This is a genomic window from Sporomusa malonica (assembly GCF_900176355.1).
GTDB lineage: Bacteria > Bacillota > Negativicutes > Sporomusales > Sporomusaceae > Sporomusa > Sporomusa malonica.
Map to the genome: position 1 here is coordinate 24,553 of NZ_FWXI01000015.1, position 24,536 is coordinate 49,088.

Annotated in this window: 22 protein-coding genes and 2 tRNA genes; 6 read left to right on the plus strand and 18 right to left on the minus strand. The window is 46.9% G+C overall.

From position 1 onward, the window contains the following. Nucleotides 1-104: 104 nt before the first annotated feature. The 3 genes from B9A22_RS16110 to B9A22_RS16120 are packed head-to-tail and all read right to left on the minus strand — an operon-like array spanning nt 105 to nt 3,781. A complete protein-coding gene (locus B9A22_RS16110) occupies nt 105-734 on the minus strand; it encodes a glucosaminidase domain-containing protein (protein ID WP_245824024.1) in 630 nt (209 codons plus the stop codon). A gap of 20 nt (nt 735-754) precedes the next feature. After that, nucleotides 755-1,543 (minus strand): CXXX repeat peptide modification system protein, encoded by a 789-nt coding sequence (locus B9A22_RS16115; protein ID WP_084576976.1) that lies wholly within the window; start codon nt 1,541-1,543, stop codon nt 755-757. A 21-nt stretch (nt 1,544-1,564) separates the two neighbouring features. Then, a complete protein-coding gene (locus B9A22_RS16120; protein ID WP_084576977.1) occupies nt 1,565-3,781 on the minus strand; it encodes an ATP-binding protein in 2,217 nt (738 codons plus the stop codon). Between the two features lie 162 nt (nt 3,782-3,943). Here B9A22_RS16120 and B9A22_RS16125 point away from each other — a divergent pair, with 162 nt between their 5' ends. After that, complete coding sequence (locus B9A22_RS16125) at nt 3,944-4,333, plus strand: hypothetical protein (RefSeq protein ID WP_084576978.1); 390 nt, start codon at nt 3,944-3,946, stop codon at nt 4,331-4,333. 30 nt (nt 4,334-4,363) lie between these two features. On the opposite strand, the gene B9A22_RS16130 is transcribed toward B9A22_RS16125, so the two are convergent. Further along, a complete protein-coding gene (locus B9A22_RS16130) occupies nt 4,364-5,083 on the minus strand; it encodes a polysaccharide deacetylase family protein (protein ID WP_245824025.1) in 720 nt (239 codons plus the stop codon). A gap of 216 nt (nt 5,084-5,299) precedes the next feature. Between B9A22_RS16130 and B9A22_RS16135 the strand changes: the two genes are divergently transcribed. Next, nucleotides 5,300-6,457 carry a D-alanyl-D-alanine carboxypeptidase family protein gene (locus B9A22_RS16135; protein WP_084576979.1) on the plus strand — a complete coding sequence of 386 codons (1,158 nt, stop codon included), beginning with the start codon at nt 5,300-5,302 and terminating at the stop codon, nt 6,455-6,457. 134 nt (nt 6,458-6,591) lie between these two features. Here B9A22_RS16135 and B9A22_RS16140 read toward each other — a convergent pair whose 3' ends face one another. The 8 genes from B9A22_RS16140 to hypA form a co-directional block, all read right to left on the minus strand. Next, nucleotides 6,592-7,371, minus strand: coding sequence for a CheR family methyltransferase (locus tag B9A22_RS16140; RefSeq protein ID WP_084576980.1), 780 nt, complete (start codon nt 7,369-7,371; stop codon nt 6,592-6,594). A 160-nt stretch (nt 7,372-7,531) separates the two neighbouring features. Beyond that, nucleotides 7,532-8,647: an alanine dehydrogenase gene (gene ald / locus B9A22_RS16145; protein ID WP_084576981.1), complete on the minus strand. Its 1,116-nt coding sequence runs from the start codon at nt 8,645-8,647 to the stop codon at nt 7,532-7,534. 297 nt (nt 8,648-8,944) lie between these two features. Then, nucleotides 8,945-10,057, minus strand: coding sequence for an alanine racemase (gene alr, locus B9A22_RS16150; RefSeq protein WP_084576982.1), 1,113 nt, complete (start codon nt 10,055-10,057; stop codon nt 8,945-8,947). A 91-nt stretch (nt 10,058-10,148) separates the two neighbouring features. Next, on the minus strand, nt 10,149-11,534 hold the full coding sequence (locus B9A22_RS16155; protein WP_084576983.1) for an alanine/glycine:cation symporter family protein: 1,386 nt from the start codon (nt 11,532-11,534) through the stop codon (nt 10,149-10,151). Nucleotides 11,535-11,804: 270 nt separating this feature from the next. After that, the gene (locus B9A22_RS16160) at nt 11,805-13,157 is read right to left on the minus strand and encodes an amino acid permease (RefSeq protein ID WP_084576984.1); all 1,353 of its coding nucleotides are present in this window, start codon (nt 13,155-13,157) and stop codon (nt 11,805-11,807) included. A 111-nt stretch (nt 13,158-13,268) separates the two neighbouring features. Further along, nucleotides 13,269-13,448, minus strand: coding sequence for an aspartyl-phosphate phosphatase Spo0E family protein (locus tag B9A22_RS16165; RefSeq protein ID WP_084576985.1), 180 nt, complete (start codon nt 13,446-13,448; stop codon nt 13,269-13,271). Nucleotides 13,449-13,461: 13 nt separating this feature from the next. Then, nucleotides 13,462-14,130 carry a hydrogenase nickel incorporation protein HypB gene (gene hypB / locus B9A22_RS16170; RefSeq protein WP_084576986.1) on the minus strand — a complete coding sequence of 223 codons (669 nt, stop codon included), beginning with the start codon at nt 14,128-14,130 and terminating at the stop codon, nt 13,462-13,464. A 2-nt stretch (nt 14,131-14,132) separates the two neighbouring features. Beyond that, entirely contained in the window at nt 14,133-14,474 is a 342-nt protein-coding gene (hypA, locus tag B9A22_RS16175; protein WP_084576987.1) for a hydrogenase maturation nickel metallochaperone HypA, read from the minus strand. 230 nt (nt 14,475-14,704) lie between these two features. On the opposite strand from hypA, the gene B9A22_RS16180 reads away from it, so the two are divergent. Continuing rightward, nucleotides 14,705-14,983, plus strand: a complete 279-nt coding sequence (locus B9A22_RS16180) for an alpha/beta-type small acid-soluble spore protein (protein ID WP_084576988.1) — start codon at nt 14,705-14,707, stop codon at nt 14,981-14,983. A gap of 61 nt (nt 14,984-15,044) precedes the next feature. Here the strand turns inward: B9A22_RS16180 and B9A22_RS16185 are convergent, their stop codons facing one another. From B9A22_RS16185 to B9A22_RS16210, 6 genes are all read right to left on the minus strand, one after another. Beyond that, complete coding sequence (locus B9A22_RS16185) at nt 15,045-16,319, minus strand: DNA polymerase/3'-5' exonuclease PolX (RefSeq protein ID WP_084576989.1); 1,275 nt, start codon at nt 16,317-16,319, stop codon at nt 15,045-15,047. 89 nt (nt 16,320-16,408) lie between these two features. Next, nucleotides 16,409-18,391 (minus strand): penicillin-binding protein, encoded by a 1,983-nt coding sequence (locus tag B9A22_RS16190; protein WP_084576990.1) that lies wholly within the window; start codon nt 18,389-18,391, stop codon nt 16,409-16,411. 212 nt (nt 18,392-18,603) lie between these two features. Next, nucleotides 18,604-19,296, minus strand: coding sequence for a TerC family protein (locus B9A22_RS16195; protein ID WP_084576991.1), 693 nt, complete (start codon nt 19,294-19,296; stop codon nt 18,604-18,606). Nucleotides 19,297-19,832: 536 nt separating this feature from the next. Continuing rightward, complete coding sequence (locus B9A22_RS16200) at nt 19,833-20,180, minus strand: hypothetical protein (RefSeq protein ID WP_084576992.1); 348 nt, start codon at nt 20,178-20,180, stop codon at nt 19,833-19,835. 254 nt (nt 20,181-20,434) lie between these two features. Next, nucleotides 20,435-20,525: transfer RNA gene (locus B9A22_RS16205), tRNA-Ser, on the minus strand. Nucleotides 20,526-20,583: 58 nt separating this feature from the next. Then, a tRNA-Ser gene (locus tag B9A22_RS16210) sits at nt 20,584-20,672 on the minus strand. A 630-nt stretch (nt 20,673-21,302) separates the two neighbouring features. Here B9A22_RS16210 and B9A22_RS16215 point away from each other — a divergent pair. The 3 genes from B9A22_RS16215 (at nt 21,303) to B9A22_RS16225 (ending at nt 24,532) form a co-directional block, all read left to right on the plus strand. Beyond that, on the plus strand, nt 21,303-22,250 hold the full coding sequence (locus B9A22_RS16215; protein ID WP_084576993.1) for a magnesium transporter CorA family protein: 948 nt from the start codon (nt 21,303-21,305) through the stop codon (nt 22,248-22,250). Nucleotides 22,251-22,532: 282 nt separating this feature from the next. Further along, nucleotides 22,533-23,399 carry a CsgG/HfaB family protein gene (locus B9A22_RS16220; RefSeq protein WP_084576994.1) on the plus strand — a complete coding sequence of 289 codons (867 nt, stop codon included), beginning with the start codon at nt 22,533-22,535 and terminating at the stop codon, nt 23,397-23,399. A gap of 32 nt (nt 23,400-23,431) precedes the next feature. Then, the gene (locus B9A22_RS16225) at nt 23,432-24,532 is read left to right on the plus strand and encodes a hypothetical protein (protein ID WP_084576995.1); all 1,101 of its coding nucleotides are present in this window, start codon (nt 23,432-23,434) and stop codon (nt 24,530-24,532) included. Nucleotides 24,533-24,536: the final 4 nt, after the last annotated feature.

The following is a 24,536-nucleotide window of genomic DNA, read 5'->3' on the forward strand; positions in this document are numbered from 1 at the left end:
AACTAATAACCAGGTTGAATAAAAAAGTAAATAAAGTGAGCTGTAGGACAACTTATTTCTAAGTTATCCTACAGCTCACTTTACCGATCTATTAATCTGTCACCCTACTCGCCGCTCAATATCTTTTGATGGATCCGCAGGATCATTTGGCCATATGTTTTTCCTGGAACAGCCCATTTACCATTCAGGTCAGTCCAGGTACGGGCTTGTCCAAACTTGGGTGAACGCTTGACCAGGTCATAGCGCGGGTCAACAATTGCATGCTCAGGTGGCTTAGTCGAGGTATAGACCAAGAGGTGCTGTACCTGCGCTCTAACACCAATTTGCGCTGTGGGAAACCACGCCCCCTTAACACCGCCACCGGTTGTACCAAGTCCGCAAAAATTGTTCTGCAGCGGCACAACATCACCCCCATAGCGGAAATGGCCGGTCTCATGGATGGCCTGGGCAAAAATCACATCCGGCCTGATTCCTTCTAACCGCCCTTCCTGGTAAAAATGATGGACCAGCTGCTCAATAGATACTGTGAGCAATGGCATCCGGCCTCTTTTGCGCAGATAGGCTATGCATTCCTCCTCAGTGGCTAGCGGCGGCCCCATGATTGACAAATCAATATAAGGCGGTGTTTTTAATTCAAAGGGAATTTCTTTGGCAGCTGCAGAGAAAACTGCTACATTCAACACTAACAACCAGACAACAATTAGCAGTGTTTTTTTAAGAGTAATTTCAATCACTTTCCCCTTTGTGGTACTTTTTAATCTTCTGAATCCTGATGTTTGGTTGCTGCAGCACTTTCTTGTTCCCGCTTTACAAGCACCTCGCCGCTATCATAATCAATTTCAATCTCATCACCGACAATATTGTCCCATTGATATTTGTTATACTTCTCGTCCCACCACTGTTCGCATGCTGTTGACACTTCTCCCATTTCCCGGATAAGAATATCATACAGGCAGCAATACAGCTCTTCCTTGTCCATATCCATAAGTCTTTTTAACAGCAGCTTGAGCTCAGCCTTACGGCTTGTCAGATACTTGATTGACGCGGCTTCCTCATTGGTTACACGGCCGATGGTTACTTGTTCACGCAGCTTAGCACTTGCCGGAAAACTCAGTGACAAGGGTGCTGCTTCACGATCAGCAATTGCTGCAACCTCCACAGGCCGAAGAGCATCACGAACCTTTTCCGGTAATATTGTTTGCAGTTCTTGCGGTTTTAGCGGCTTGATCAGGTAATCGTACGCACCCATTTCAAGCGCCTGCTTTATGCTGGTAGTGTCAGACACCGCCGAATAAACGATGACAGGTATCTGCTTATAGAGAACACTGGTCTTAATCTGCCGCAAGACCTCAAAGCCAGAAATACTTCCTGGCATAACAAGATCTAGTATCACCAAATCAATGTGTTGATTATTAATAAGCTCCAGAGCATTAACGCCGTCAGCGGCCTCCAAAAAGCTAAACTCAGGCAATCCGCTTAGTGCGATCTTAACAACTTTCCGGTTTAAAAGCACATCATCAACTAACAGCACAGTATATGCCACAGTTCTTCACCACTCTTTAACTCATAATCGGCTGGCAGCGTTTTTAAGGGCTGAGCCCACCTGCCTGCATTCATCCTCGACCTTGGCCATAAGAGCCTTAGCCGCTTCCATCTTACCCCGCTGGGCCTGCTGCTCCAGATGGGAAAATAGTTCGGCAAGCCGTTTAGCGCCAATAGTCGCACTCATCGACTTTAAGCCATGAGCAGCATCGCTCACCTGTCGGGTATCCTCCTGTAGAACAGCCTGCTTTAGCTTAGCCATAAGCAAGGGTAACTCTTCTAAAAAAGCGTCAATGAATAAGCTAATATCTGCCTGGCCACTATCAGCCAGCTCCTTAAGCTGCCCAAGCACGACCCTGTCAATCCCGTCTTCAGACTCAAGGGTTAGCCATCGTTCGATTATATGTCTCAGTTCTTTGCCTGATACGGGCTTTGCCAGATAATCGTCCATACCGGCTGCCAGGCATTTTTCCCTGTCACCAGCCAAAGAGTTGGCCGTCAGGGCGATAATCGGGGTATGCCGTCCAGTCAGAGATTCATACTCTCTGATCGCCTGGGTGGTCGCAAATCCATCCATGAGCGGCAGACCGCAGTCCATTAATATAAGTTTGTAGTTGGCTTTTGCCGCCATCAAAACAGCTTCCTGGCCAGTGGCTGCCAAATCAGCTGTTAAACCAAGGTGCTTAAGCTGCAGTTTAAATACCTGCTGATTGACTGAGTTATCTTCCACAATCAGCACATCACCTGCCCTGTCCGGCGCTCTATCAACCGGCTCACTTGCCCAGCGGGGAAGTAGATTTGCCTCATTGCGCGCGTCAGGTAGCATAATGTCATTAATAACGTCATTCCCCTGCGCAGTCTGTAAGGTAACGGTGAACCAGAAAGACGAGCCAATGCCTTTAGCACTGTCCACGCCAAATTCGCCGCCCATTATTTTTATCAGGCTAGATGAAATGGACAAGCCCAAGCCTGAACCTAAATATTTCCTGGTATTGGCGCCTTCAGTCTGAGCGAATGGCTGAAACAGCTTATTTATTTCATCTTGGGTAAGACCTATACCGGTGTCTCTAACCGTTACTTTGACGTTGACTGCGGTCTCATCCAGCCTGAGGCATTCAGCCTTGATGTCAACACCTCCGGCATCAGTAAACTTTATGGCATTCCCAGCAATATTCAAAAGCACCTGCTGCAGCCTGACAGGGTCCCCACAGACTACCAGCGGTATGGCCGGATCAATGGTTATTGTCAAGCTAATACCTTTATTAGCGGCTGTGGCTTGCAGAATTGTATTCACACCGGTAAGTACTTTCCAGAATTCAAAATTAACACTCTCTACTGTCATTTTACCTGCCTGGATTTTAGAAAAATCCAGGACATCATTCAGAACAGTTAACAGCGACCGGGCCGAATAGGCAATAGCTCTGACATAATCGCGCTGCTGGCCGTCCAGTCGCGTTGATTCTAACAGCTCCCCTAATCCGAGAATACCGGTAACTGGTGTACGGACTTCGTGGCTCAGATAAGCTAAGAATTGGCTTTTGGCTTGACTCATGGATTCAGCAGTCTCTTTCGCCTGCTTTTCTGCCAGATACACCTTTCTAGCAGCAACGGCCGAAATATGCAAAGCATAAAATACGATAAAGATAACACTAAGCACAGCAGCGGTAACGCCAAAGACGATCAGCCGTGCGTTCTGAACGCCGCTTTGCCATTCGCGGGCATCAATATCCATGCCAAGAACGGCAATCACCCGTCCGTCGGCAGGATCACGCACAGCAGCAATCCCTGATACCCAAACGCCCCATTCATCAGCCAAGGGACCTTCAACAAACGGCTTACTGCCCAAAAATATATGCCTTAACGCTTCTGACGCGGCATTGTAAGGGGAGCCAGGCGGTGAATAATCAGTAGAGGTCTCAGGCTCAGAATCCATAAGAAACACTACTTGTCCGTTAACCATTTTCAGCAGGTAAACAAACCGGCAGTCGGGATTTAGGGACCGGGCCGCAGTGAGCTGCTGTCTCAGATATTCATAATCAGCAGTGCCTGTGTCTGCCGGCGTTGCCGTTAAACGCCCCACCCGTTCCTGATTGACAATTGCGGCTGCAGTTGCCGTTCTGAGTAAAAGCTTGCTGCGCAGCTCATCTTCAGCTACTTTTACAGCCAAGCCGGCTCCCAGCCAACCAGTTGTAAGCACTACTACGGTTATAGCAACAAGCCAGCGCTGGTACTGTCTCAAACCGCGCCCCTCCTAAACCATCCAAATGTGATTGTTATCAAATAGGTAGTAATCAGAAAGATTCGCCATCGCTCGCCTGTTTCCTGTATAAAATTCCATTTTTTTGATACAGATTATAACCGGCTTGTTTTCCGGACACAATAGGGGCGGAGGGATGTCAAAATGAATGATATCGTTTGTATGAGCTGCCATAATTGCCTTCCGGCAAATTTATCCTCTTGTCCAGGCTGCGGCAGTGAAATTTTCTTAGACGGTGACAACAAAAACGTGATCGACCGGTTGCAGCCCAATTGTCTTATCCACCGTTATGAGGGCTCCGATCTACTAGAACCAGCTGTTATCCTTAAAGAAACAAAAACCAACTGCAAAGTGGCTACTAAGCTTAAAGACTATTCGAAGCCCTTAACAGTCCCTAAAGTCAAGGTGTATACCTTTGATCCGAAAATTTTGGGCGCGATTCAGGCGCTCAGAAATGAACGCACTGCCACCATGTATCGATATGACCAGCTAATCCAAGCCCATTGGCAGAATCTGAAGCCACATGAACATTAATTCGCAATGACAGTTAGGCTTCGGTCATTTTCACTGCCGCTTTTCGTAGTACTGCAGCAGTTCACTTACAGTTACCAGTTGATATCCCTGACTACGGAGATTATCAATAATTAGGGCGATTGCCTGGGGTGTAGGCAATGGATACTGGCCATCATGCATGAGAATAATACTGCCTGGCCGCACATTGTTAAGCGTTGTTTTTACAACCTGTTCTACCGGCGGCTGCCGCCAATCGCCAGAATCAACTGACCACAGTACTGTGGTATAGCCCCTTTCACGCGCCAGCTGCACTATTCCGTCGTTATATGCCCCGTCAGGAGGTCTGAACAACGTCGGCTTCGGGGCATATGGCTGAAGTACAGTTTCGAGGCGTTCAAATTCGGCTACTACTTCAGCGTTAGTTAGCCTATTCAAGCGTTTGTGGCTGTATGCATGTGATGCGATTTCATGCCCGTCTCTAGCGGCTTGAGCCACAATTTCCGGATGAGCCTCAGCATTTGCTCCTAAAACAAAAAAAGTCGCCTTGGCCTGCTTTTCTGTTAGCACCATTAATATTTCAGAGGTCGTTTTATAATGTGGCCCATCATCAATAGTAATCGCAACTACCTTATGTGTAGTTGGTATTTTTCTTATTACTTGTTCTTTATCGTCAAATACATGAACCACTTGATAAAGCATACTGCATACTAACCCGACAGCAAGCACGGTAATATTAAAAAAGCTGCGGCGATACATCGTATTTCTGCTCATATTAACGCCCCCTGTGTAAAGGTTCTTGTTGATATTACGCCAGCGGGAAGCAAGATATGACAGTAAGTGGTTATGACCTGACCAGATGGGCAATATAATAATATTGCTGATAAAGAAAACACGACTTGCGCCGAGCCTCTGGCGACAGCGAAAGCCGATGTTGCCTTATCCAGACGGAAGGTTAACCTTTCTAACAGGATAAAAAGGGGGGATTCTATGGGGCGCCTGTTATTCCGCTTAGCCGCCTTAAGTATAATGTTCCTCTGGCTAGCTGCTAGTGTGGCTTGCGCTGCACCGCCAGCTATGTCTGCCCAAGGGGCGATTCTAATGGATGCCAAAACCGGGCAAGTACTCTATGACCGAAATATGAATAAAAAGCTGGCACCAGCCAGCACTACCAAAATCTTGACAGCCATAATCGCCATTGAGAGCGGACGCTTGGAAGAAACAGTGCGCGTCAGCGCCCATGCTGCTGCAACAGGCGGATCATCGCTGAATCTCTATCCTGGGCAAAGCATCCTGCTTCGAGAACTGGTTACCGGCCTGCTCCTTCGTTCTGGCAACGATGCCGCAGTCGCTATTGCTGAGCATCTGGCAGGTTCGGTGGATGCATTTGTTGAGATCATGAACAAAAAAGCCGCCAGCGTCGGCGCTATCCACACTCATTTCAACAATCCCCACGGCCTTAATTCTCCCAGCCATTTGTCCACAGCTTTTGATTTAGCCTCGATCACCCGCTATGCCTTGACTAACCCTACGTTCGCTGAAATTGTCAGTACTAAGGAGACCAATATCGAATGGCTTGATCGCAAGGGCAACGGCCACGAGCGCAACCTTCGCAATACCAATAAACTGCTCTGGATGCTCGAAGACGCTGATGGCGTAAAAACCGGCACAACAAACCGGGCCGGTCCTTGCTTAGTATCAAGTGCAACCCGCAACAATCAGAAGCTGATCGCTGTCGTATTAAATGACCACTCCCGCTGGTATGATTCGATGCAGCTGCTAAAATACGGTTTTGATACCTATGACTTATACGAATATGTTGAGCAAGGAGTAGTGTTTGCCTCATTGCCGGTAGAAAGTGGTATGACCGGAATAGTTGATGCTATTGTGGACAGCCCTGGCTCACTGGTGGTGAGTACTGCTGATTACCCTGACGTAACAGTTGAGGTCGATTTGCCGGAAAAACTAAAGGCCCCGGTATACCAGGGCCAAAAAATTGGTGAGATCATATTTTACGTGAAAGATAAAGCTGTAAAAACAGTGGATCTTGTTGCCGGTAATGCCGTTGAGGAAAGTACCATGAGCAAGCTCCTACTCAGACACTGGATGGATACCATGCGCAGATTATCCAACTGGGGAATTCTATAACAGAGCAGACCGTTGATAAGGCCCCATCTGCGTTGTTGTCCCTGCGTGGGCTCGCTCGCCGTACCTCCCACAGTACTGTCTTCGCTCGCCTCCTCGGTCCGCCTAGCATCTGGGACCTTCTGAACGGTCTTGAACTATAACGGTTTCCGGTAAAAAAACGGCAGATAATGCTGGAATCCAATATCGCGGAAGTTCAATATGGCCTCAGTGCCACCGACAAACAGTACACCGCCTGGTTTGAGGGCGGCAAAGAAACGCCGGTATAGCCCGTCCTTGGCTTCTTCAGTAAAATAGATAACAACATTACGGCACAAAATGAGGTCAAAATTTGATTCAAACTTATCAACTAACAAATTGTGCCGTTGAAAATCGACCCGTGCTTTCATATCATCACCAATGGTCGCAATGCCGTCTGCCTGCTTAAAGTATTTATTAAGCCTTGCAGGCGGTATATTTTTGAGCTCGTTCGTTGTATAGGCCCCCTGCTTGGCTTTGGCCAGCATCTCAACGTCAAGGTCTGTTGCCAGAATACGGTGTCTGACTTGAGGTGTAATCTCGTTTAGCATAATGGCCAGCGAATAGGGTTCAGCGCCAATCGAACAGCCAGCACTCCAGATACTAAGCTTAGAACTCTGTTTCAGCAGGTCAGGAATAACCCTTTTCTCAAGCTCGTCAAACTTTTCCGGAGTTCGAAAAAATTCAGTAACGTTAATTGTAAGGAAATCAATAAAATCTTTGTACAGCTTTTGATTGGTCTCCAGCTTGCTGAAAAAATCGAGGTATCCGTTAGCACCATGGCGGCTCATCATATTTCCGATACGTCGCTGCATTTGCGCTGGTTTATAATCGTTAAGGTTAATACCTGATTTGGAGTGAAGCTTTTGCTTAAATAGCTCCCAGTCTTTGTCGCTCATGAGTAGCCCCCTGTTATTATTGTTAACCTATCGCGTATTTGCCCTTATTCTATGATTGTGAAGTTCGACAGACCGCAGCAGTTCTCCTACCTATGCACAATCTAGATAATAAAAAACCGGCATGTCTGCCGGTTTTTATGCTACTTATTAAGTTCCTTATTTAAGCCAATACTTCTTCTACTGCAGTAAACGGAAGCTTATGGGCTTCAGCCACGCCTTTAAAGGTAACTTTACCATTATAGACGTTGAGGCCTTTAGCCAGGCCAGGATCAGCCTTGAGCGCTTCTTTCCAGCCCTTATTGGCAATTTGCACAGCATATTCGATAGTTGCATTTGTCAACGCAAGGGTTGACGTCCGGGCAACTGCGCCAGGCATATTAGCAACAGAGTAGTGAACAACACCGTGTTTCACATAAGTGGGATCGCTATGGGTGGTTACGCGGTCAATGGTTTCCACTGAGCCACCTTGGTCGATAGCCACGTCAACAATAACTGAACCGGCTTCCATGGTCTTAACCATTTCTTCAGTAACCAGTTTGGGAGCTTTAGCACCAGGCAGCAGCACAGCACCCACAAGCAAATCAGCTTTCTTAACCCAATTGGCAATATTATAGCTATTGGACATGACAGTAGTTACCCGGCCGCCGAAGATATCATCAAGGTACGCCAACCGCTCAACCGATTTATCAATAATCGCAACACGAGCACCCATGCCGACAGCCATTTTAGCGGCGTTAGTCCCAACAACACCGCCGCCGACAATAACGACTTGGGCCGATTCAACACCAGGTACACCACCTAGCAGAATACCCTTGCCACCAAACGGTTTTTCAAGACAATGTGCACCGACTTGTACGGCCATGCGTCCGGCAACTTCGCTCATTGGGGTTAAGAGCGGCAGCGTGTGATGGCGTTCGATCGTTTCATAAGCAATACCAATCACCTTTTTAGCGAGCAGCGCCTCTGTCAGTTCAGGCTCAGGGGCCAGGTGCAGATAGGTGAAGAGAATCTGTCCTTCATGAAACAAAGCGTATTCTGGAGCCAGTGGCTCTTTGACCTTCATAATCATTTCCGATTTATCAAACAGCTCTTTCTTGTCAGCTATAATTTGTGCCCCAGCTTTTACATAACTTTCATCAGAAAAGCCGCTGCCGACACCGGCGCTTTGTTCAACAAGCACTGTATGTCCGGCTTTTTTTAGTGTCTCAGTACCTGCCGGAGTTAGGGCCACCCTGTTTTCATTGTTTTTAATTTCCTTAGCTACACCAATAATCATTGTTTTTGCCTCCTTTAAGATATACGCTCGACACTATTAGCGCCGTCTATTCTTACTATTATCTATTTGCAATTATTGTGCCAAACTCTTAAAGCTACACAAATATTATTATAATCTTTTTCTTCCCCCGTCATTACTAAAACTTTCAGCTTACAATATTATTTTAGCAATCAGCGATTTTACACTAATTTGTAACTTTGTAAACTTTACGTTCCAACTATCTGGTGTTTTTCGTTTCCATTTGTAAACTTATATTTCCAAAAACAAAAGACTCCCTCTGGGGGAAGTCTCTCTCGGCTACGTATTTATATAGACTCGCGGAACACGCTTACCAATCATACACACCAGCTCGTAATTAATTGTGCCTAAAATACCAGCGACCTCGTCGGTAGTTAACTCAGGTATACCAAAAAGTGTCGCTGTGTCGCCAACCTTAACCCCAGCGATATCGCTAATATCGGCCATACACTGATCCATACAAATTCTCCCCACTACAGGAGCGCGTTGCCCATGGACTATCACGCTGGTCTTACCGGACAATAACCGCGTCCAGCCATCTGCATAACCAATTGGCAGGGTAGCAATACCCCGAGGTGTTTCAGTCCGATATGTCCTGCCATAGCTAATGGCGGTTCCAACCGGCACCTCTTTAATATGCACAATTTGCGCCTGCAGCCGCATAGCTGGAGTCAGTGTAATCCTCCGTTTTACTTCAGGTGATGGCCATAGTCCATAGAGAATAATCCCCGGGCGCACCATATCAAGGTGTGTTTCCGGCAGATCTAAGGTTGCGGCACTGTTGGCCATATGGCGTATGGGAACAGTTATCCCTCTGGCACTGATACGGTTCAGCGCCTCCTCAAAGCTGGCAAACTGTTCTTTGGCATAGGTCTTGTCCTCATCATCGGCTGTAGCAAAATGCGAGAATACCCCTTCAATCTCCACACCTTCCATACCTGCCACAACTTCAGCAAAATCTCCAGCCTCATTAGGCAAGATACCGATTCGTCCCATGCCTGTATCAATTTTTATATGGATTTTTACTTTTTTTCTTGTCTCTACCCCCACAGCAGCTAACGCGCGAATAGCCTCTATTGAATAGACTGTCTGGGCAACATCATACGCAGCAACCGTCCTGGCTTGGTGTAGCGGCGTATAGCCAAGCACCTGGATGGGAGTTAGAAAGCCTGCCCGCCGCAGCTCAATTGCCTCGGTCAAAATCGCGACTGCTAAGCGGTCGGCACCGGCAGACAATACTGCCCTGGCTACCGCAACCGCCCCATGCCCATACGCGTCAGCCTTAACCACAGCACAAAATTTTACATTAGGTTTAAGGCCTTTTTTTATTTCCCTAACATTGTTTTTTATGGCAGCTAGGTCAATCTCTGCCCAAACAGGACGTTCAAACACAAGCAATCCCCCTGTATCCTTAAGGGTTTAACACGAGGGAAGCCCTAAAGGAACTTCCCTGCATGTTACTGCATAACAGCATCCCTATCTGTCAACCACTGATATTCTTAGTATACTGCTGACTGGCTTCGCGCTCAAGCCCGCCTTCTTCCCACAAATATTTTTTTGTATCGGCAACAATGACACCACTAAGTGCAATCAGCGATACCAGATTGGGGATAGCCATCAAGGCATTCATGGCATCAGCCAGATCCCATACCAAGGTAAGAGATGTAACCGAACCTAGGAAAACTGCAATTACCCAGGCAAAACGATACGGCATAATTGATTTTTTTCCTAAAAGATACTCTACTGCCCGCTCGCCATAGTATGACCAACCCAGGATAGTGGAAAACACGAAGGTTAGCAGACCTACACTCAGTACGATAGGGCCAATTACTGGAATTTGGGCAAAAGCACCTTTAGTCAGGGCCGCACCTGTCAGCTTGTCAAGGCCTACTGGATTTTCAAGAACACTTGTTACAAGAACCAAACCGGTCATAGCGCATACCACTACCGTATCCCAGAAGGTTCCGGTCATGGACACCAGCGCCTGACGCACCGGATTTTTTGTTTTAGCAGCAGCCGCCACGATTGGGGCTGAACCTAAGCCCGATTCATTGGAGAATAAACCTCGGGCAATACCATAACGCATAGCCATCATAACAGAGGCACCGACAAAGCCGCCACCAGCCGCCTGAGGCGTAAACGCCGACTGGATGATGAGCGAAATGGCTGGCGAGATATAGCTGATGTTCATCATCAGAATTATCGCGCAGCCGATAACATAAAAAATAGCCATAAATGGAACCAGCTTTTCGCATACGTTGGCAATCGACTTAACACCGCCTAAAATCACCACAGCTGTCAGTACAGACAGGATACCGCCTGACACATAGGGACTTATATCCATGGTTTCTTGCAGCATGGTAGCGATTGAGTTGGCCTGCACCATGTTGCCAATACCAAAGGCGGCTATCGAGGTAAAGATACAGAATAAAATAGCCAGCCACTTCATATTCAAGCCATTTTCCAGTGCATACATCGGTCCGCCCAGCATTGTGCCGTCCGAGGTTTTAACCCGGTAGCGAACAGACAATAATGCCTCAGCATATTTGGTAGCCATACCAAATACACCAGTAAGCCAGCACCATAATACTGCCCCAGGGCCGCCAAGACCAACGGCAGTAGCTACCCCTACGATATTGCCGGTGCCAATCGTGGCTGCCAGCGCAGTTGTCAAAGCGCCAAACTGGCTGACATCCCCCTCGCCGCTGCGGTCTTTACTGACCGATAACTTGATGGCCTTCCATACATACTTCTGAATAAACCGTAGCCGGAATGTTAGAAAGAGATGAGTTCCAAATAATAGCATAAGCATCGGAGCGCCCCAAAGATAACCGTTGGCCCAGTTAATCAGATCATGAAATCCCTGCATAAGAATCCCCCTTCTTTTCGCTAGTACGCGCATCTGCTACAGCATCACTTGTTTGCAGTCACCTCCTTTACAGAAATTCCCTGTCCATGGAAGTATTTCGCAAAAATCATGCCATTCTAAATAGTCTGATTTTTATTGCTGATTCTAGTCACTAGGAACCATTTATTTACAGATGCGGAAACTATTCCTTACATCTCGTAACTATTAATTTCCAAAAGAGGATCAGGGTATCTATAGTAGACATAGCTGTTTGTAGTTATTTACGAAGAGTTATCTGCTGATTATGTAAGACAGCGTCAGCCCCAGCAGCCATAATGGCCCAACAAACAGCGCCAGTGCCGTGTCGGCATCCTGACTCATAACCGCGACTACCAAAGCAAGCATCATCAGACAAAAAACACCTGATACAGGATACCAGGGCATAGGATATGCCAGCTTTGCCGTCTCAGCCGGCAGCCGGCTTCGACGAAACTTTATCTGTACAACGACAATAGTCGCCCACACCCATAAACAAGCAAAGGTCCCAATACTTATTACATAGGTAAACACCTTGGCCGGAATAAAATAATTGAGCACAACTCCTGCCAGTAGGCAGGCCGCTGAAACAAGCACACCGTTAACAGGGACCTGACTGCCGCCCAGCTTCCGCAAAAATGCCGGCGCTTCTCCTTGCTCTGCCAGAGCGTACAGCATGCGGCCTGTACTGAAAATACCGCTATTACACGAAGACAGGGCTGCCGTTAACACGACGAAATTCATAATACCAGCAGCATCCCCCACTCCCAGCTTTTCAAAGACGGAAACAAACGGACTGCCCACACTACCAATCTCTGTCCAAGGGTAGATAGACATAATTACATATAGTGATCCGATATAGAACAGGATGATCCGCCAAAACACCTTATCAATGGCAGCAGGCAGCGCTTTGCCAGGATCTTTAACCTCACCGGCCGTAATACCAATTACCTCAATGCCGACATAAGAAAACAGCACCATAGCTAACGCCATGACCACACCACTGATGCCATGCGGAAAAAAACCGCCATGCTGCCAGAGGTGCGTTATCCCCACAGGAACCCCGTTATTACCAATACCAAAAAGTATCATCCCTAAACCACCCAGGATCAAAAGGACGATGGCGATAACTTTAATTAATGCAAACCAAAACTCAAACTCGCCATAAGCCTCGACAGCAATCAGATTAACACCAGTCATAATAACCACAGCCGCTAAAGCGGGAATCCATTGCGGCAGCTCAGGCAGCCAATAATGTACATATACCCCGACAGCAGTAATCTCGGCCATACCGGTCACAACCCACATAAACCAATACGTCCAACCGGTCAGGTACCCAGCCAGCGGCCCCAAAAAGGTATGGGCATAGGTGCTGAACGAACCGGCTACCGGGTAGGCAACAGCTACCTCTCCCAGCGCCCTTAACAGACAAAACACGACCGCCCCACCAATAAGATAGGCCACCAGGAGTGCGGGACCGGCAATCTGGATAGCTGCTGACGATCCCAAAAACAGCCCAACCCCAATAGAACCACCAAGCGCTATGAGCTGAATATGCCGTTCTTTAAGACCGCGCCTAAGTTGCTGCCGGTTTCCTGATTTATTCAATACCCTTCCCTCCGCTGCGCTAAAGTAAGAGTAGGTAAATACCCACTAGTACAATTTATAATGACAGCGGCAGGATTAGACCTCGGTTTTTTTCTTTCCCACCTACTAAGATTAGTTTTTACTGGGCCGACGGCCATTGGCCAGCTCATACGCGACAATCAGTTTATCAAGGTAAATACTCTGCTCTGCTACATCCTTGTTAGAAAAATCACCATTTTTTTGTTCAACCAGAAGGTGCAGCCGCGCGCGCGCAATCTCAATTTCCCGTTCTTTTTCCGCCAGGTTTATCATAGTTCCCCCTAAATTAGAGTTTCCTCATCTCGCGCGTTTGGGATGCCCTCATTTTAAGCCATTCAATCCAGGTAGTTAATCCTTCCCCAGTTCTGCAGGAGGTTTGTAATAGCTCTGCTTGCGGATTTAATCCTTTGATGTCGCGAATAGCATCGTCCATGGCAAAACTCGTATAAGGCAACAAATCAATTTTATTTAAAATAACGGCTTCAGACTGCCGAAAAACAAGAGGATATTTAAGCGGCTTGTCCTCGCCCTCAGTAGTGCTAAGTACAACGACCTTCGCGTGTTCTCCTACATTAAATTCAGCAGGACACACTAAATTGCCGACATTCTCAACAATCAGAATATCAATAGGGTCCAAATCCAGTTGGGATAAAGCCGCTTTTACCATAGCTGCATCAAGGTGGCAGCCCCCCTGGGTATTTATTTGAACAACAGGTGTTCCGTATGCAGCTAACCTGTCCGCATCTTTTGAGGTATACAAGTCGCCTTCAATAATAGCCAGCTTAAGTTCATTGTTCAATAAACTTACCGTTTGTTCCAGCAGCGAGGTTTTGCCGCACCCAGGCGACCCCAGAAGATTAACCACGAAAATCCCCCGGCTTGTTAGCACGGAGTTTAACTCGGCAGCAATCTGATCATTTTTATCAAGAATATTGCTCATTACAGGTATCTCCACCCCTACTCCACCTCCACACTTTCGACTTTGAGTTCCCGTCCTGAAGTAATCTCGATGGCAGATGAGCCACAGGTTAAACAAACAAAGCGATATTTATCAACCCGGCGTTCATCCCCACAGTCCCGGCAACGGCCAATCAGCGGTGTGACGTGAATTGCCAAGCAGGCGCCAGCAGCTATCGTTCCCTCAGACAGAGCTGCAAAGCCAAATTCCAGCGCTTCAGGCACAATACCTGCCAACTCACCTGCCAGCACCTTAACACCAGTCACCTTGCCAGCACCATGGCTGTCAGCTGTATTCAGCACAATATCCAAGATGCCTTGCGCAATTGTCAATTCATGCATTACAACACTCCATTAAAACATAATCATTCTACTATTGATGCCTTGTGCATATAATTATTCTCTGCCGTTTTGTAAATTCCTTCCATAATAATTCTGACTATTTTCTTCCACAAAACCCTATGATCCGGTGATTGGCATCATTTTACTTAATTAACATAATATTTATAGGATAACCTACATTCTCGCCGCAGATACTAGAACTAGAAAAATCTCAGGAGGTGCTTTATTACATGGCAAGAAGCAGAAAACCTGTTAATCCTGGTGCAGAAAATGCCCTTGACCGCATGAAAATGGAGGTTGCTACTGAATTAGGTATTACCGAACGCGTACGCAGCCAAGGTTGGAGTACCATGACCTCAGCTGACTGCGGCCGAGTTGGCGGCCATATGGTTCGCCGTATGATCGAGCAGTATGAATCTTCAATGGGCGGACAAACCGCAACTGCCACTACAACCAGCACTACTGCTGGCACTATGACTTCCCAGTTTGATATTAATAGCAGCAACTAATGAGCTTAAAGAATAAGAGGCGGCCTACAGCCGCCTCTTATTCTTTAAGCCTCAACGAGAGCTATTGGCGCTTGCGTTTGAGTATTTCGATTATCTCAGAAAGAGAGCAGGTATTGATGATGTCATTAGCAGTCAGACCGGCTTTGCGGGCTGAAGCCAAGCCATAGCGCAGGTGCTCGAGCTCGCCCACAGCATGTGCGTCCGGATTGATGGCAAATACAACCCCCTGCTCTTTGGCGATACGGCACCAGCGCCAATCCAGATCAAGCCGGTAGGGACTGGCGTTAATCTCAATAATTGTACCGCTATGAGCGGCGGCCCGGATTACCTCAGGCAGGCTGACAGCATAGCCTTTGCGCCTCAGCAGGATCCGTCCTGTTGGATGCCCCAACATAGTTACATAACGATTATTAACAGCCCGCACAATCCGGCGGGTCATGTCGGTTTCGTTCTGCCGGAAAGCTGAATGAACAGATGCTACGACAAAATCAAAGCTTGCTAATATTTCATCAGGATAATCCAGTGAACCATTAGGCAGTATGTCACTTTCAATCCCAGCTAAAATAGCGAAATCAGGATAGGCAGCATTCAATTTGTCAATTTCCCGCCGCTGGGCCATGACGGTTTCTGTTCTAAGCCCCCTAGCATAGACAGCGGTGCGGCTATGGTCAGCTATCCCCAGGTACTGCCAGCCTCGCTGCCTGGCTGCTGCCGCCATATCGGCCAGACTGCCCACTCCGTCCGAATATGTAGTGTGAACATGGAAAACGCCGCGAATATCTGACACGGCTACCAGTGGCTCAGCGGCATCCCCTGCAGGCCTTAGTTCTGTCTCGTCTTCTCTACCTTCAGGCTCGACATAGCTTAGCTTCAGCATTGCATACAAACTGCGTTCATCCTTCACAGCGACTTGTTCGCCTTGCTGATTCGTAAGACCGGCAGAATCGAGTGTCAAACCCTGCCGCGTAGCCTGCTCAGCCAATTTAGCTACATAACCGGCGCTGCCTGTATAATAAAGCAGCGCTACAGAGTATTCGTGAGGACTGACAATGTACACAGTACAAACAAGACTATTTATCAAACTGACAGTAAGCCTGCCAACCTCTTGGCTAATAACATGATTAATCCCTTGCATCGCCAGCATAGCAGCAACCAGGCTGTCAGGCGACGAAGCGGCGACTACAATATCGATATCCCGGATTATTTCGAGTCCGCGCCGGATAGTACCGGCCACAGCAGCTTGCTTTACTCCAGGCTGTAATTTAATGTATTCAACAACAAGTTCGGCAACCGGCCACGCGTCACCGAGAATGAATTGACTGTGATTTTTTTTCATATCTTCAAACCTTTGTAAAATCCTTTTACTCTCACGATCCCTATATTAGGTTATCCTGCCTGTAACAATGTATTCGCAGATATCTTTCCTTATCTTGGCTCAAAGTAGACAATGATTTCCACCCCAGGCTTGACTGCCGTATGGGGAGCAACATTTTGTTTTACAGCTGTACCTGTGCCAACCGGCACAAAAGTAAGCCCCAAATTGTGGAGAGATTCGGCCGCCTCCCTAATCGTTTTTCCACTTAACACCGGCACCAATACGTGCCCAGTCGGCGGAGTCACCGGCGGTCCCTCGACAATCGGCGACGTATAGGTGGCCGTGGCATTTGCTGCTTCTGGTTTGATCGGCGGCAGCAACGGATTACCGTCTTGGGGACGGACACTCATATACCGCATAACCTGGGACATAATTTCGTTAAATACCGGTGCCGCAATCTCACCGCCGTAATAGATGCCTGCTGGATCGTCAAGGACAATTAGTGCGGCAACCTGCGGGTCTTCCACAGGGCCAAAGCCACCAAAAGAGGCAATATAATGCCCAGCCAAATAACCATAACCCCCTGGTTTTAGTTTTTCAGCTGTACCAGTTTTACCGGCAAAGTGGTAGCCCTTAACAGCCGCCTTTTTGCCGCCTCCCTCACTAACAACCTTCTCCAACATAACCGAAAGTGTGCGAGCTGTTTCCGGACTAATGGCCTGCCTGATAACTACTGGATCAAATGTATCTGCCAGTGTACCGTCATCATAATGATATTCCTTGATAATACGTGGTTTTAGTAATACACCATCATTGGCAATGGCTGCAATGGCCGCCGTCAGTTGCAGCGGGGTAACAGCAATACTCTGACCGATCGACATGGTAGCGGTATCGCTGTCCCTCATCTTTTCTGGGTCAAACAAAATCCCTGCCTCTTCACCCGGCAACCCAATACCGGTTGCTTTACCAAAGCCAAAACCACGTACATAGCTTGTCAATTTAGCAGCCCCAACCCGCATACCAACCTCGACAAACCCTGTATTGATAGAGTTTTTAATAATATCCATAAAAGATACGTCACCGTAGCTTTCGTCACTCCAGTTTTTGATTCTCCGGCCTGATATCTCGACAAAGCCTTTGTCAACAAACCGTTCGTCCGGCCTCACTTTGCCATCCTCAAGCGCGGCAGCAGCAATAACTGCCTTAAAGGTAGAGCCAGGCTCATACACAATAGAGATTGCCCGGTTTTTCCATTGTTCAGAGCTGAAACGCTCAAACTGGTTGGGATTATAACTTGGCCGACTGGCCATTGCCAGAATTTCTCCCGTCTTAGGCTGCATGATGATCACAGTAGCTGCCTGAGCGCCGGTCTTGGCCATCGCATTATCAAGCGCGCGCTCCACAATATATTGTATTGTGGCATCTATGGTCAAATATACTGATTTACCCTGCTTTTCCGGAATAAACGAAAAAACCGACTTAAATATTGGTGTGCCATGACTATCGGTATCAATGACCTGCTTGAGCTTCTGGCCTTTAATGGTCTTATCTAGAACCATCTCGATCCCCTCAAGCCCAATATCATCTGTGCCGACAAAGCCGAGTACCTGTGCAGCTAAGCTGTCATTAGGGTAATAACGCTTACTTTCCTCGACAAAACCAAGGCCTGTGAGCTCATGCTCTTTGATAAGACCTGCTACAGCCTTGGCCTGCGCAGGCTCAAGTGTCCGCTTTAGCCAAATAAAACTGGCGCCTGTCACCAGCCGCTCCTTGAGGTCTGCCTGACTAATACCGAGAATAGGAGCCAGCAAGCCAGCTAACGCATCAACGTCTTTTATTTCGTGCGGATTAGCATATAATGATTTCGTCATCGTGCTCACTGCCAGCTCCCGCCCATTGCGGTCATAAATGGTGCCGCGCGGCGACTGCATCACCCGGCTTTCCCGGAGCTGCTCCCGCACCTTAGCGCTTAACCGCTGACCCTCACCAAACTGGATCCAGGCAATTCGCCCTGCCAAACCAGCTAGCGCCAGGAGAGTCAGCATCAGAAATAAGGCCAGACGTTTATGAATATGTAAAGGCATTGCCGCCATGGTAGTCAACCCTTCCTTGGATTACAGATTTCACCTATAGATTATTCGCTGCTTCAAGGCGATTACCCTGCTAAAGAAAACACGGATTGCGCCAAGCCTCTGGCGAAAGCGCAATCCGATGTACCCTTATCCAGACGAAAAGAAATACTTTCCAACAGGAAAAAAGACATCGCTGCAAAAGCGATGTCTCGTTCATTTACTTAGCTACTATATTATTGGGCCGGATGACTTGCCTTAGCAGGGCTATTATCCGCTTGTTCTTTATGGCTTTTCTTCATCCAATAGCCCACAGCCACCACACCAAGAGTTATAGCCGCCGGGATTAACCATGCCGGGAAAAGATCATGAATGACAGGACCAATTTTGTGATCGCTAATCATCATCTCGCCAGCCGTCCAAGCAATCAGGGCGGCACCAGCATAAACAACCACCGGGTATTTATCCATGATCTTGATGATAATTTGGCTGCCAAAAACAATAAGCGGAATACTAATCGCCAAACCAAGACCCAAAAGCAAATAGTCGCCTTTGGCGACAGCCGCAATTGCCAGGGTATTGTCGAGGCTCATTACCAGGTCGGCGACAATGATTGTCTTGATGGCTGCCCCGAAGGAGGTACCTGCTTCAACACACTCTTCACCTTGCTCCTCCATCAGTAATTTGGCCGCGATCCAAATAAGGAGCAACCCGCCGATAAACTGTACATAGGGTATTTGCAAGAGTACAACAGCTACAAGCGTTAAAATAACCCGCAGCCCAATCGCCCCCGCGCTACCCCACAAGATGGCCATCTTCTGCTGCTTCGGGGGCAAACAACGGCTGGCCATAGCAATGACCACTGCATTGTCGCCGCTAAGCACGATGTTCACCATCATGATACTAGCTAGCGCTACTAAAAACTCCATTTACTGCACTCCTTTTTATTGTAAATTCGGACTCATTCAACACACAGTCAGCCTTATACCAGCAGGCACTCAACTATTATACCAAGTTTTAATACCAGATATTAATGGCGTTGAATTAAGTTTATTGTACCAAGCGTTTTCAAAATGTGCAAGTCCTTAAGCCCACAAAATATTGTATACATCCTTAGCCTGCCTGCTTTTTATCCTTTATTCTGTCTATATTTCTATTTATTCCCTGAAATTAATACCTTGATAGACATTTTTACAAACAAAAAACAGGTATAGGATTCTATCCTTTACCTGTAAGCATGTATAATTATTAGCTGTTTCTATCTGTTTACTTCCCCGATATGGTTGCCTTTCTTTATTACCTGGTCATATTACCGGCGTCTCTACCAGGGTTACAAAAACGCCATCTGTCTCCTCCCCGATTACAGCTGTACGTTCACAATGGCACCATTCTATGTAGGTGTATCCCTAATCAGCCGCAGCGCGTTCCCCAGCAGATTTTTTTGATTTCTTCCTGGGTTAGGCCGTTAATCTCCAAATTGGCTTTGAGCTTCAGTTAGCTCAGCGTTAGCAGTAAGCTGGTCACTTAAGCCCACAAAATCAGTCTCACTCATTATTCCCTCGGCTGCCAGCGTAGCCTTAAGCTTATCTGTACTTAACCCGCGCCACGCGTTATACTGGTGACTATCAATTAGAAAGTTGCTGACAAGATAGCTTAATATCACCCCTGCCATCATACTACCCATACCTCCCTTCGCGCTTTCTATCCCCTCATCCTTCTGCGGTAAATCCGGTCGACAAGAAGCTATCTGATGCGGACGCAGTATCGCGAAAGCAGCAACTCCAATGACCACCGCAATAATCAGTAACAGCATTTCATTCTCTCCTCAGTCTTAAAATATTGTTTCCTTATTATTATAACCTAAACATAAATACGACTTCCGTGGTACAGAACTGGTGCTATACCAGGACGGAGACCATCATCTGGCCTTGAATACCAAGCAAGCTGGCGCAACTATATCTGATTGGCTGAGTAACTTCTAGTATCGACCAGGCCCAGTACAGTAGTACCAGGGCCATAAAAAAAGAACAGTTGTTAGCCTTTCGGCTAGCAACTGTTCTTTTTTTATGGCGGAGTGGCAGGGATTTGAACCCTGGCAGGCCTCACGACCTCTAACGATTTAGCAAACCGTCCTCTTCAGCCACTTGAGTACCACTCCGTGTCTTTTGGCTGGTTAGATTATAGCAGATGCCCTGACTTAAGTCAATTGATTTAAATGGCGGAGGGGGTGGGATTCGAACCCACGGTCCCTTGCGGGATCACTGGTTTTCAAGACCAGCTCCATAAACCGCTCGGACACCCCTCCGCATCTGGCACATTTAGTATTATAGCAAACAGCGTGAGATCTTGTCAACCAAGCTATTGCAGGTATTTTTTGCATGCTTTGCTAATCCTATTCCTCGCTAGCACTATAGTCACGGCTAGCTTCAAGCTCTAAGACAAGCTGGGGCAAATCGCGCAGCAGCTCATCCAACTCCTCTTGAGTCAAAGTTACATCAGCTAAACACTCCATATTCTCCACCTCCGCTCTAATTCTTAGCACACACTCAGCTGGCATACTTAATACACTAATACATAGAACAGGATCTTTGGTAACATTCTAACATATAAGCCTAACGTCTATGCTAAAGCCAGGTAAAAAACAGGTTAAATTTTTTACAAAAAGGTTGACTATTAACGTAAACAGAATTATATTCTTTATAGAGCTATTTAAAGATAATCAATAAGATTCAAAAGGCAGGTGAGATAGATGGACGTAGACCGACCTAGTTGGCCTGTTTTGCTTAATTTAATAGAAATCAGGGGAATATTCCATTTTTTCTCGCCTAATTCTGTCTGCGCGCGCTGTTCTAACGCTGTTACATTTTTGCCGGTGCCGCACTGATAACTCAGGCTTGGATTTGTATTCCCCTAAAATCAGAAAGGGGGAACAATCATGCTTAACATTTATCGCAGCAACTGTACACGCCTATATGAATTAGACCTCCAAACGCTGGAAAAGGGCGCTTGGTTTAAACTCATAAATCCTACACCGGAAGAACTTGAACTGGTGGCAGCCGCAACCGGCAGCCCTCTTGATTTTCTCAAGGCAGCCCTGGACGAAGAAGAACGTTCCCGGATTGAGCTTGACGAAAACCACATGCTTGTTATTACCAATATCCCTGTTATGCGCGGTCATGATAATTATGATGCCTTGCCATTAGGCATTGTTCTTACCCCCGAATATATTATTACTGTCTGCCTGGAAGCTAATGAAGTTCTGGCAGAATTTAGCTCGGAAAATGCACGAGCTTTCAGTACTTTTAAAAAGACCAGGTTTTTATTTCAGACCCTCTATAAATCGGCGACCTTGTATTTAAAGCACTTAAAACAAATTAACCGCCGCACCGATGAAATCGAACGTGACCTAAGACGATCCATGCAAAACGAAGAGATTTTCCAGCTCTTACAGCTGCAAAAAGGCTTAACCTACTTCGCAGCTTCCCTGCGTTCTAACGGTATTGTGCTAGAGAAGCTTCTACGCCTTCGTTCAACCAGCCAGGTTCAGCATCTAATTAAGATTTATGAAGAAGATGAAGACCTCTTAGAAGATGTTATCATCGAAAACAAACAGGCCATTGAGATGGTTGAAATGTATAGCCGTATCTTAAACGGCATGATGGATACCTTTACTTCGATTATATCTAACAACCTTAACCGGGTTATGAAATTCTTAGCTTCAATGACAATTATCCTAGCCATTCCGACCATGGTGTCGAGCTTTATGGGGATGAATGTTGACGTTCCGTTTGGTCAGAGCCATGGGTTTTTATACACATCGCTGGTAGCCTTGGCTGTTACCATCCTTAGTGCTTTTGGCCTTTGGCGAAAAGGCATGTTTTGATCCTTTCCTTTAATACGTAACCCTCAGGAGCAGTCCTGGGGGTTTTTGTTATCCTGTTAGAAAGTATAACTTTCCGTCTGGATAAGGGCAGCATCGACTTCCGCTGTCGCCAAAGGCTCGGCGCAAGCCGTGCTTTCTTTATGAACTTTAATGCATCCCAGCTACCAAAATAATCGACAAGAACAGCGTTATTTTTTTACTCTTGTGCCGACAAAAGCAGGAAAATAGTCCTATTACGCGAAATTAGTCTTTCTATACAAAAATAGGAGGAGATGGTTTCCCTTGGCAAAAAAGCACGTTAGCATTGTACTTATTGGTTTCTTTTTGTTGTCCTGCCTCGTAGGGGTGTTCAGTCCGTCTACGGTGTGGGCTGGTGAAAAAAAGCGCATTGGCGTCGTGGACTTTGACAACGCTTCTCAGGTTTCCGATCGTGCCATGGGGCGCGGTATTTCTGATATCTTGGTGAACGAACTTGTAAAAAACAAATCATACCAGGTTATCGAGCGCGAACAATTAGCCCAGATGATGAGAGAGAAAAAGCTGGGTATCGACGGTTTTAGCACCGGCCCCTCGCAATATGTTAAGTTTGAGGGACTGGATTATCTGGTAGTAGGCAAAATTGTCGAAGCCGGAGCCCAGCAAGTTAACCTGTTTGGTTTGGCTACGCAAACTAAGGTTAAGGTAGTCTTGTCTGTCCGCATGATCGATGCCAACAGTGGCAACATTTTATGGGCAGAGCAGGCAGAAGGCGCTGTAAACCTGGGATCCCTCAATGACAACAGTGGCCGCACGATTTTCGCCGAGGGACAAAGCAATTCAGCGTTCTCTGAGGCTGCCCGCAAGGCAGTTACCAAAGTTGTTGATAAGATCAATCAGGTAAACCCACTTGAAGGCTTTGTTGTACAATGCTCTGGGAAAAAAGTGTATATTGATCTTGGCCGTGAACAAGGTGTACAGGCTGGTCAATCCTACACCATTTTCCGCGAAGGAAATGTAATCACCCATCCGGTGACTGGCAGAATTCTTGGAGCGGAAAAACATGATGTGGCAACAATCAAGATTATTAGTGTTGAAAACGACATGGCGATTGGCGAGGTTCAAGGCTCAGCTTTTGGCCTCCAAGCCGGTGATAAAGTAAGGAAGAAGTAGTTTACCCCAATGTTTGTTAGGTGGTGGAAGATTTGAAAAGGATCTACCTTATTCTGGCAATATCTTTTATGACCCTGCTTTTGTGTACACCAGTGACACTGGCCAGGGAGGTTACCGTTCAAGGCTATGGTACAACACGGGATGAAGCCATTAATGATGCGCTCCGTAACGCCGTTGAACAGGCTGTAGGCACCCTGGTAGACTCACAGACACTGGTTCAAAATGCAGAAGTAGTAAAAGATGAAATTTATACCAAATCCCGTGGCTTTGTCCAGGACTGGACAATTGTCAGCGAACAGCGTAGCGCTGGTCAAACGGTTATCACTGCCCGCGTGCAGGTTGATACAAACCCGAACTCCAGGCTTATGGGCCAGCTGCAGCGGCTTAAACTTATCGAGCAAGGCTTGCGCGACCCGCGTATTGGCGTAATCATCCCCGAATATCATATCTCTGCACCAATACCTGACCCAGCAGGCGAAACAGCTGTCATAAAGAAACTCATTGAAGCTGGATTCAGCCGGATGGTTGATGCCAGGCAAATTCAAAACATCCGTTATACCAATACTGTAAAGTCCATTATGCAAGGCAATAGAGACGATGCCATATCCTTTGCCAGTAGTCAAGGACTTGATTACATTATTATAGGGGAAGCCTTCAGCACCCGTAACAGCTACCTGTATGGTCTTGTTTCCTGCGGTGCGCGGCTGGAAGCCAAGATAATTAAGGCCGACACAGGTGAGGTTATTGCGACAAATGGTCTATATGGTACTGGTGTCCATTCATCAGAATTTATCGCTGCCAAAATGGCACTTAACGAAGCTGGCGAAAAAATGGGCGACTATATGGTACAGCAACTTATGGCGTTTGCCAGCAACCCTGAGAAAGGCGTACAGCTTATCGTAAAGGGTATTACCAGTTATAACAAGATAAGTATTCTAGAAAGCGAACTCAAACAGCTACGCGGGGTCAAAAATGTCTATGTCCGCGGCTATAATGGCGGCATTGTCACCATAGACATCAACTATACATACGCCCCCAAAACTCTGGCCAGCGAGCTGGAGAAACTTAGCGGCATCAACCTGAGCATCACTGATATCAGTAATAGTGGCATTCAGGCTATGATGAAATATTAATTTA

What these genes read in the sequence shown, in the direction of transcription:
- B9A22_RS16125 (WP_084576978.1), top strand. Translation starts at nt 3,944, where the DNA reads ATGAATGATATCGTTTGTATGAGCTGCCATAATTGCCTTCCGGCAAAT.
- B9A22_RS16130 (WP_245824025.1), bottom strand. Translation starts at nt 5,083, where the DNA reads ATGAGCAGAAATACGATGTATCGCCGCAGCTTTTTTAATATTACCGTG.
- B9A22_RS16135 (WP_084576979.1), top strand. Translation starts at nt 5,300, where the DNA reads ATGGGGCGCCTGTTATTCCGCTTAGCCGCCTTAAGTATAATGTTCCTC.
- B9A22_RS16140 (WP_084576980.1), bottom strand. Translation starts at nt 7,371, where the DNA reads ATGAGCGACAAAGACTGGGAGCTATTTAAGCAAAAGCTTCACTCCAAA.
- ald (WP_084576981.1), bottom strand. Translation starts at nt 8,647, where the DNA reads ATGATTATTGGTGTAGCTAAGGAAATTAAAAACAATGAAAACAGGGTG.
- B9A22_RS16155 (WP_084576983.1), bottom strand. Translation starts at nt 11,534, where the DNA reads ATGCAGGGATTTCATGATCTGATTAACTGGGCCAACGGTTATCTTTGG.
- B9A22_RS16165 (WP_084576985.1), bottom strand. Translation starts at nt 13,448, where the DNA reads ATGATAAACCTGGCGGAAAAAGAACGGGAAATTGAGATTGCGCGCGCG.
- hypA (WP_084576987.1), bottom strand. Translation starts at nt 14,474, where the DNA reads ATGCATGAATTGACAATTGCGCAAGGCATCTTGGATATTGTGCTGAAT.
- B9A22_RS16180 (WP_084576988.1), top strand. Translation starts at nt 14,705, where the DNA reads ATGGCAAGAAGCAGAAAACCTGTTAATCCTGGTGCAGAAAATGCCCTT.
- B9A22_RS16185 (WP_084576989.1), bottom strand. Translation starts at nt 16,319, where the DNA reads ATGAAAAAAAATCACAGTCAATTCATTCTCGGTGACGCGTGGCCGGTT.
- B9A22_RS16190 (WP_084576990.1), bottom strand. Translation starts at nt 18,391, where the DNA reads ATGGCGGCAATGCCTTTACATATTCATAAACGTCTGGCCTTATTTCTG.
- B9A22_RS16195 (WP_084576991.1), bottom strand. Translation starts at nt 19,296, where the DNA reads ATGGAGTTTTTAGTAGCGCTAGCTAGTATCATGATGGTGAACATCGTG.
- B9A22_RS16200 (WP_084576992.1), bottom strand. Translation starts at nt 20,180, where the DNA reads ATGCTGTTACTGATTATTGCGGTGGTCATTGGAGTTGCTGCTTTCGCG.
- B9A22_RS16215 (WP_084576993.1), top strand. Translation starts at nt 21,303, where the DNA reads ATGCTTAACATTTATCGCAGCAACTGTACACGCCTATATGAATTAGAC.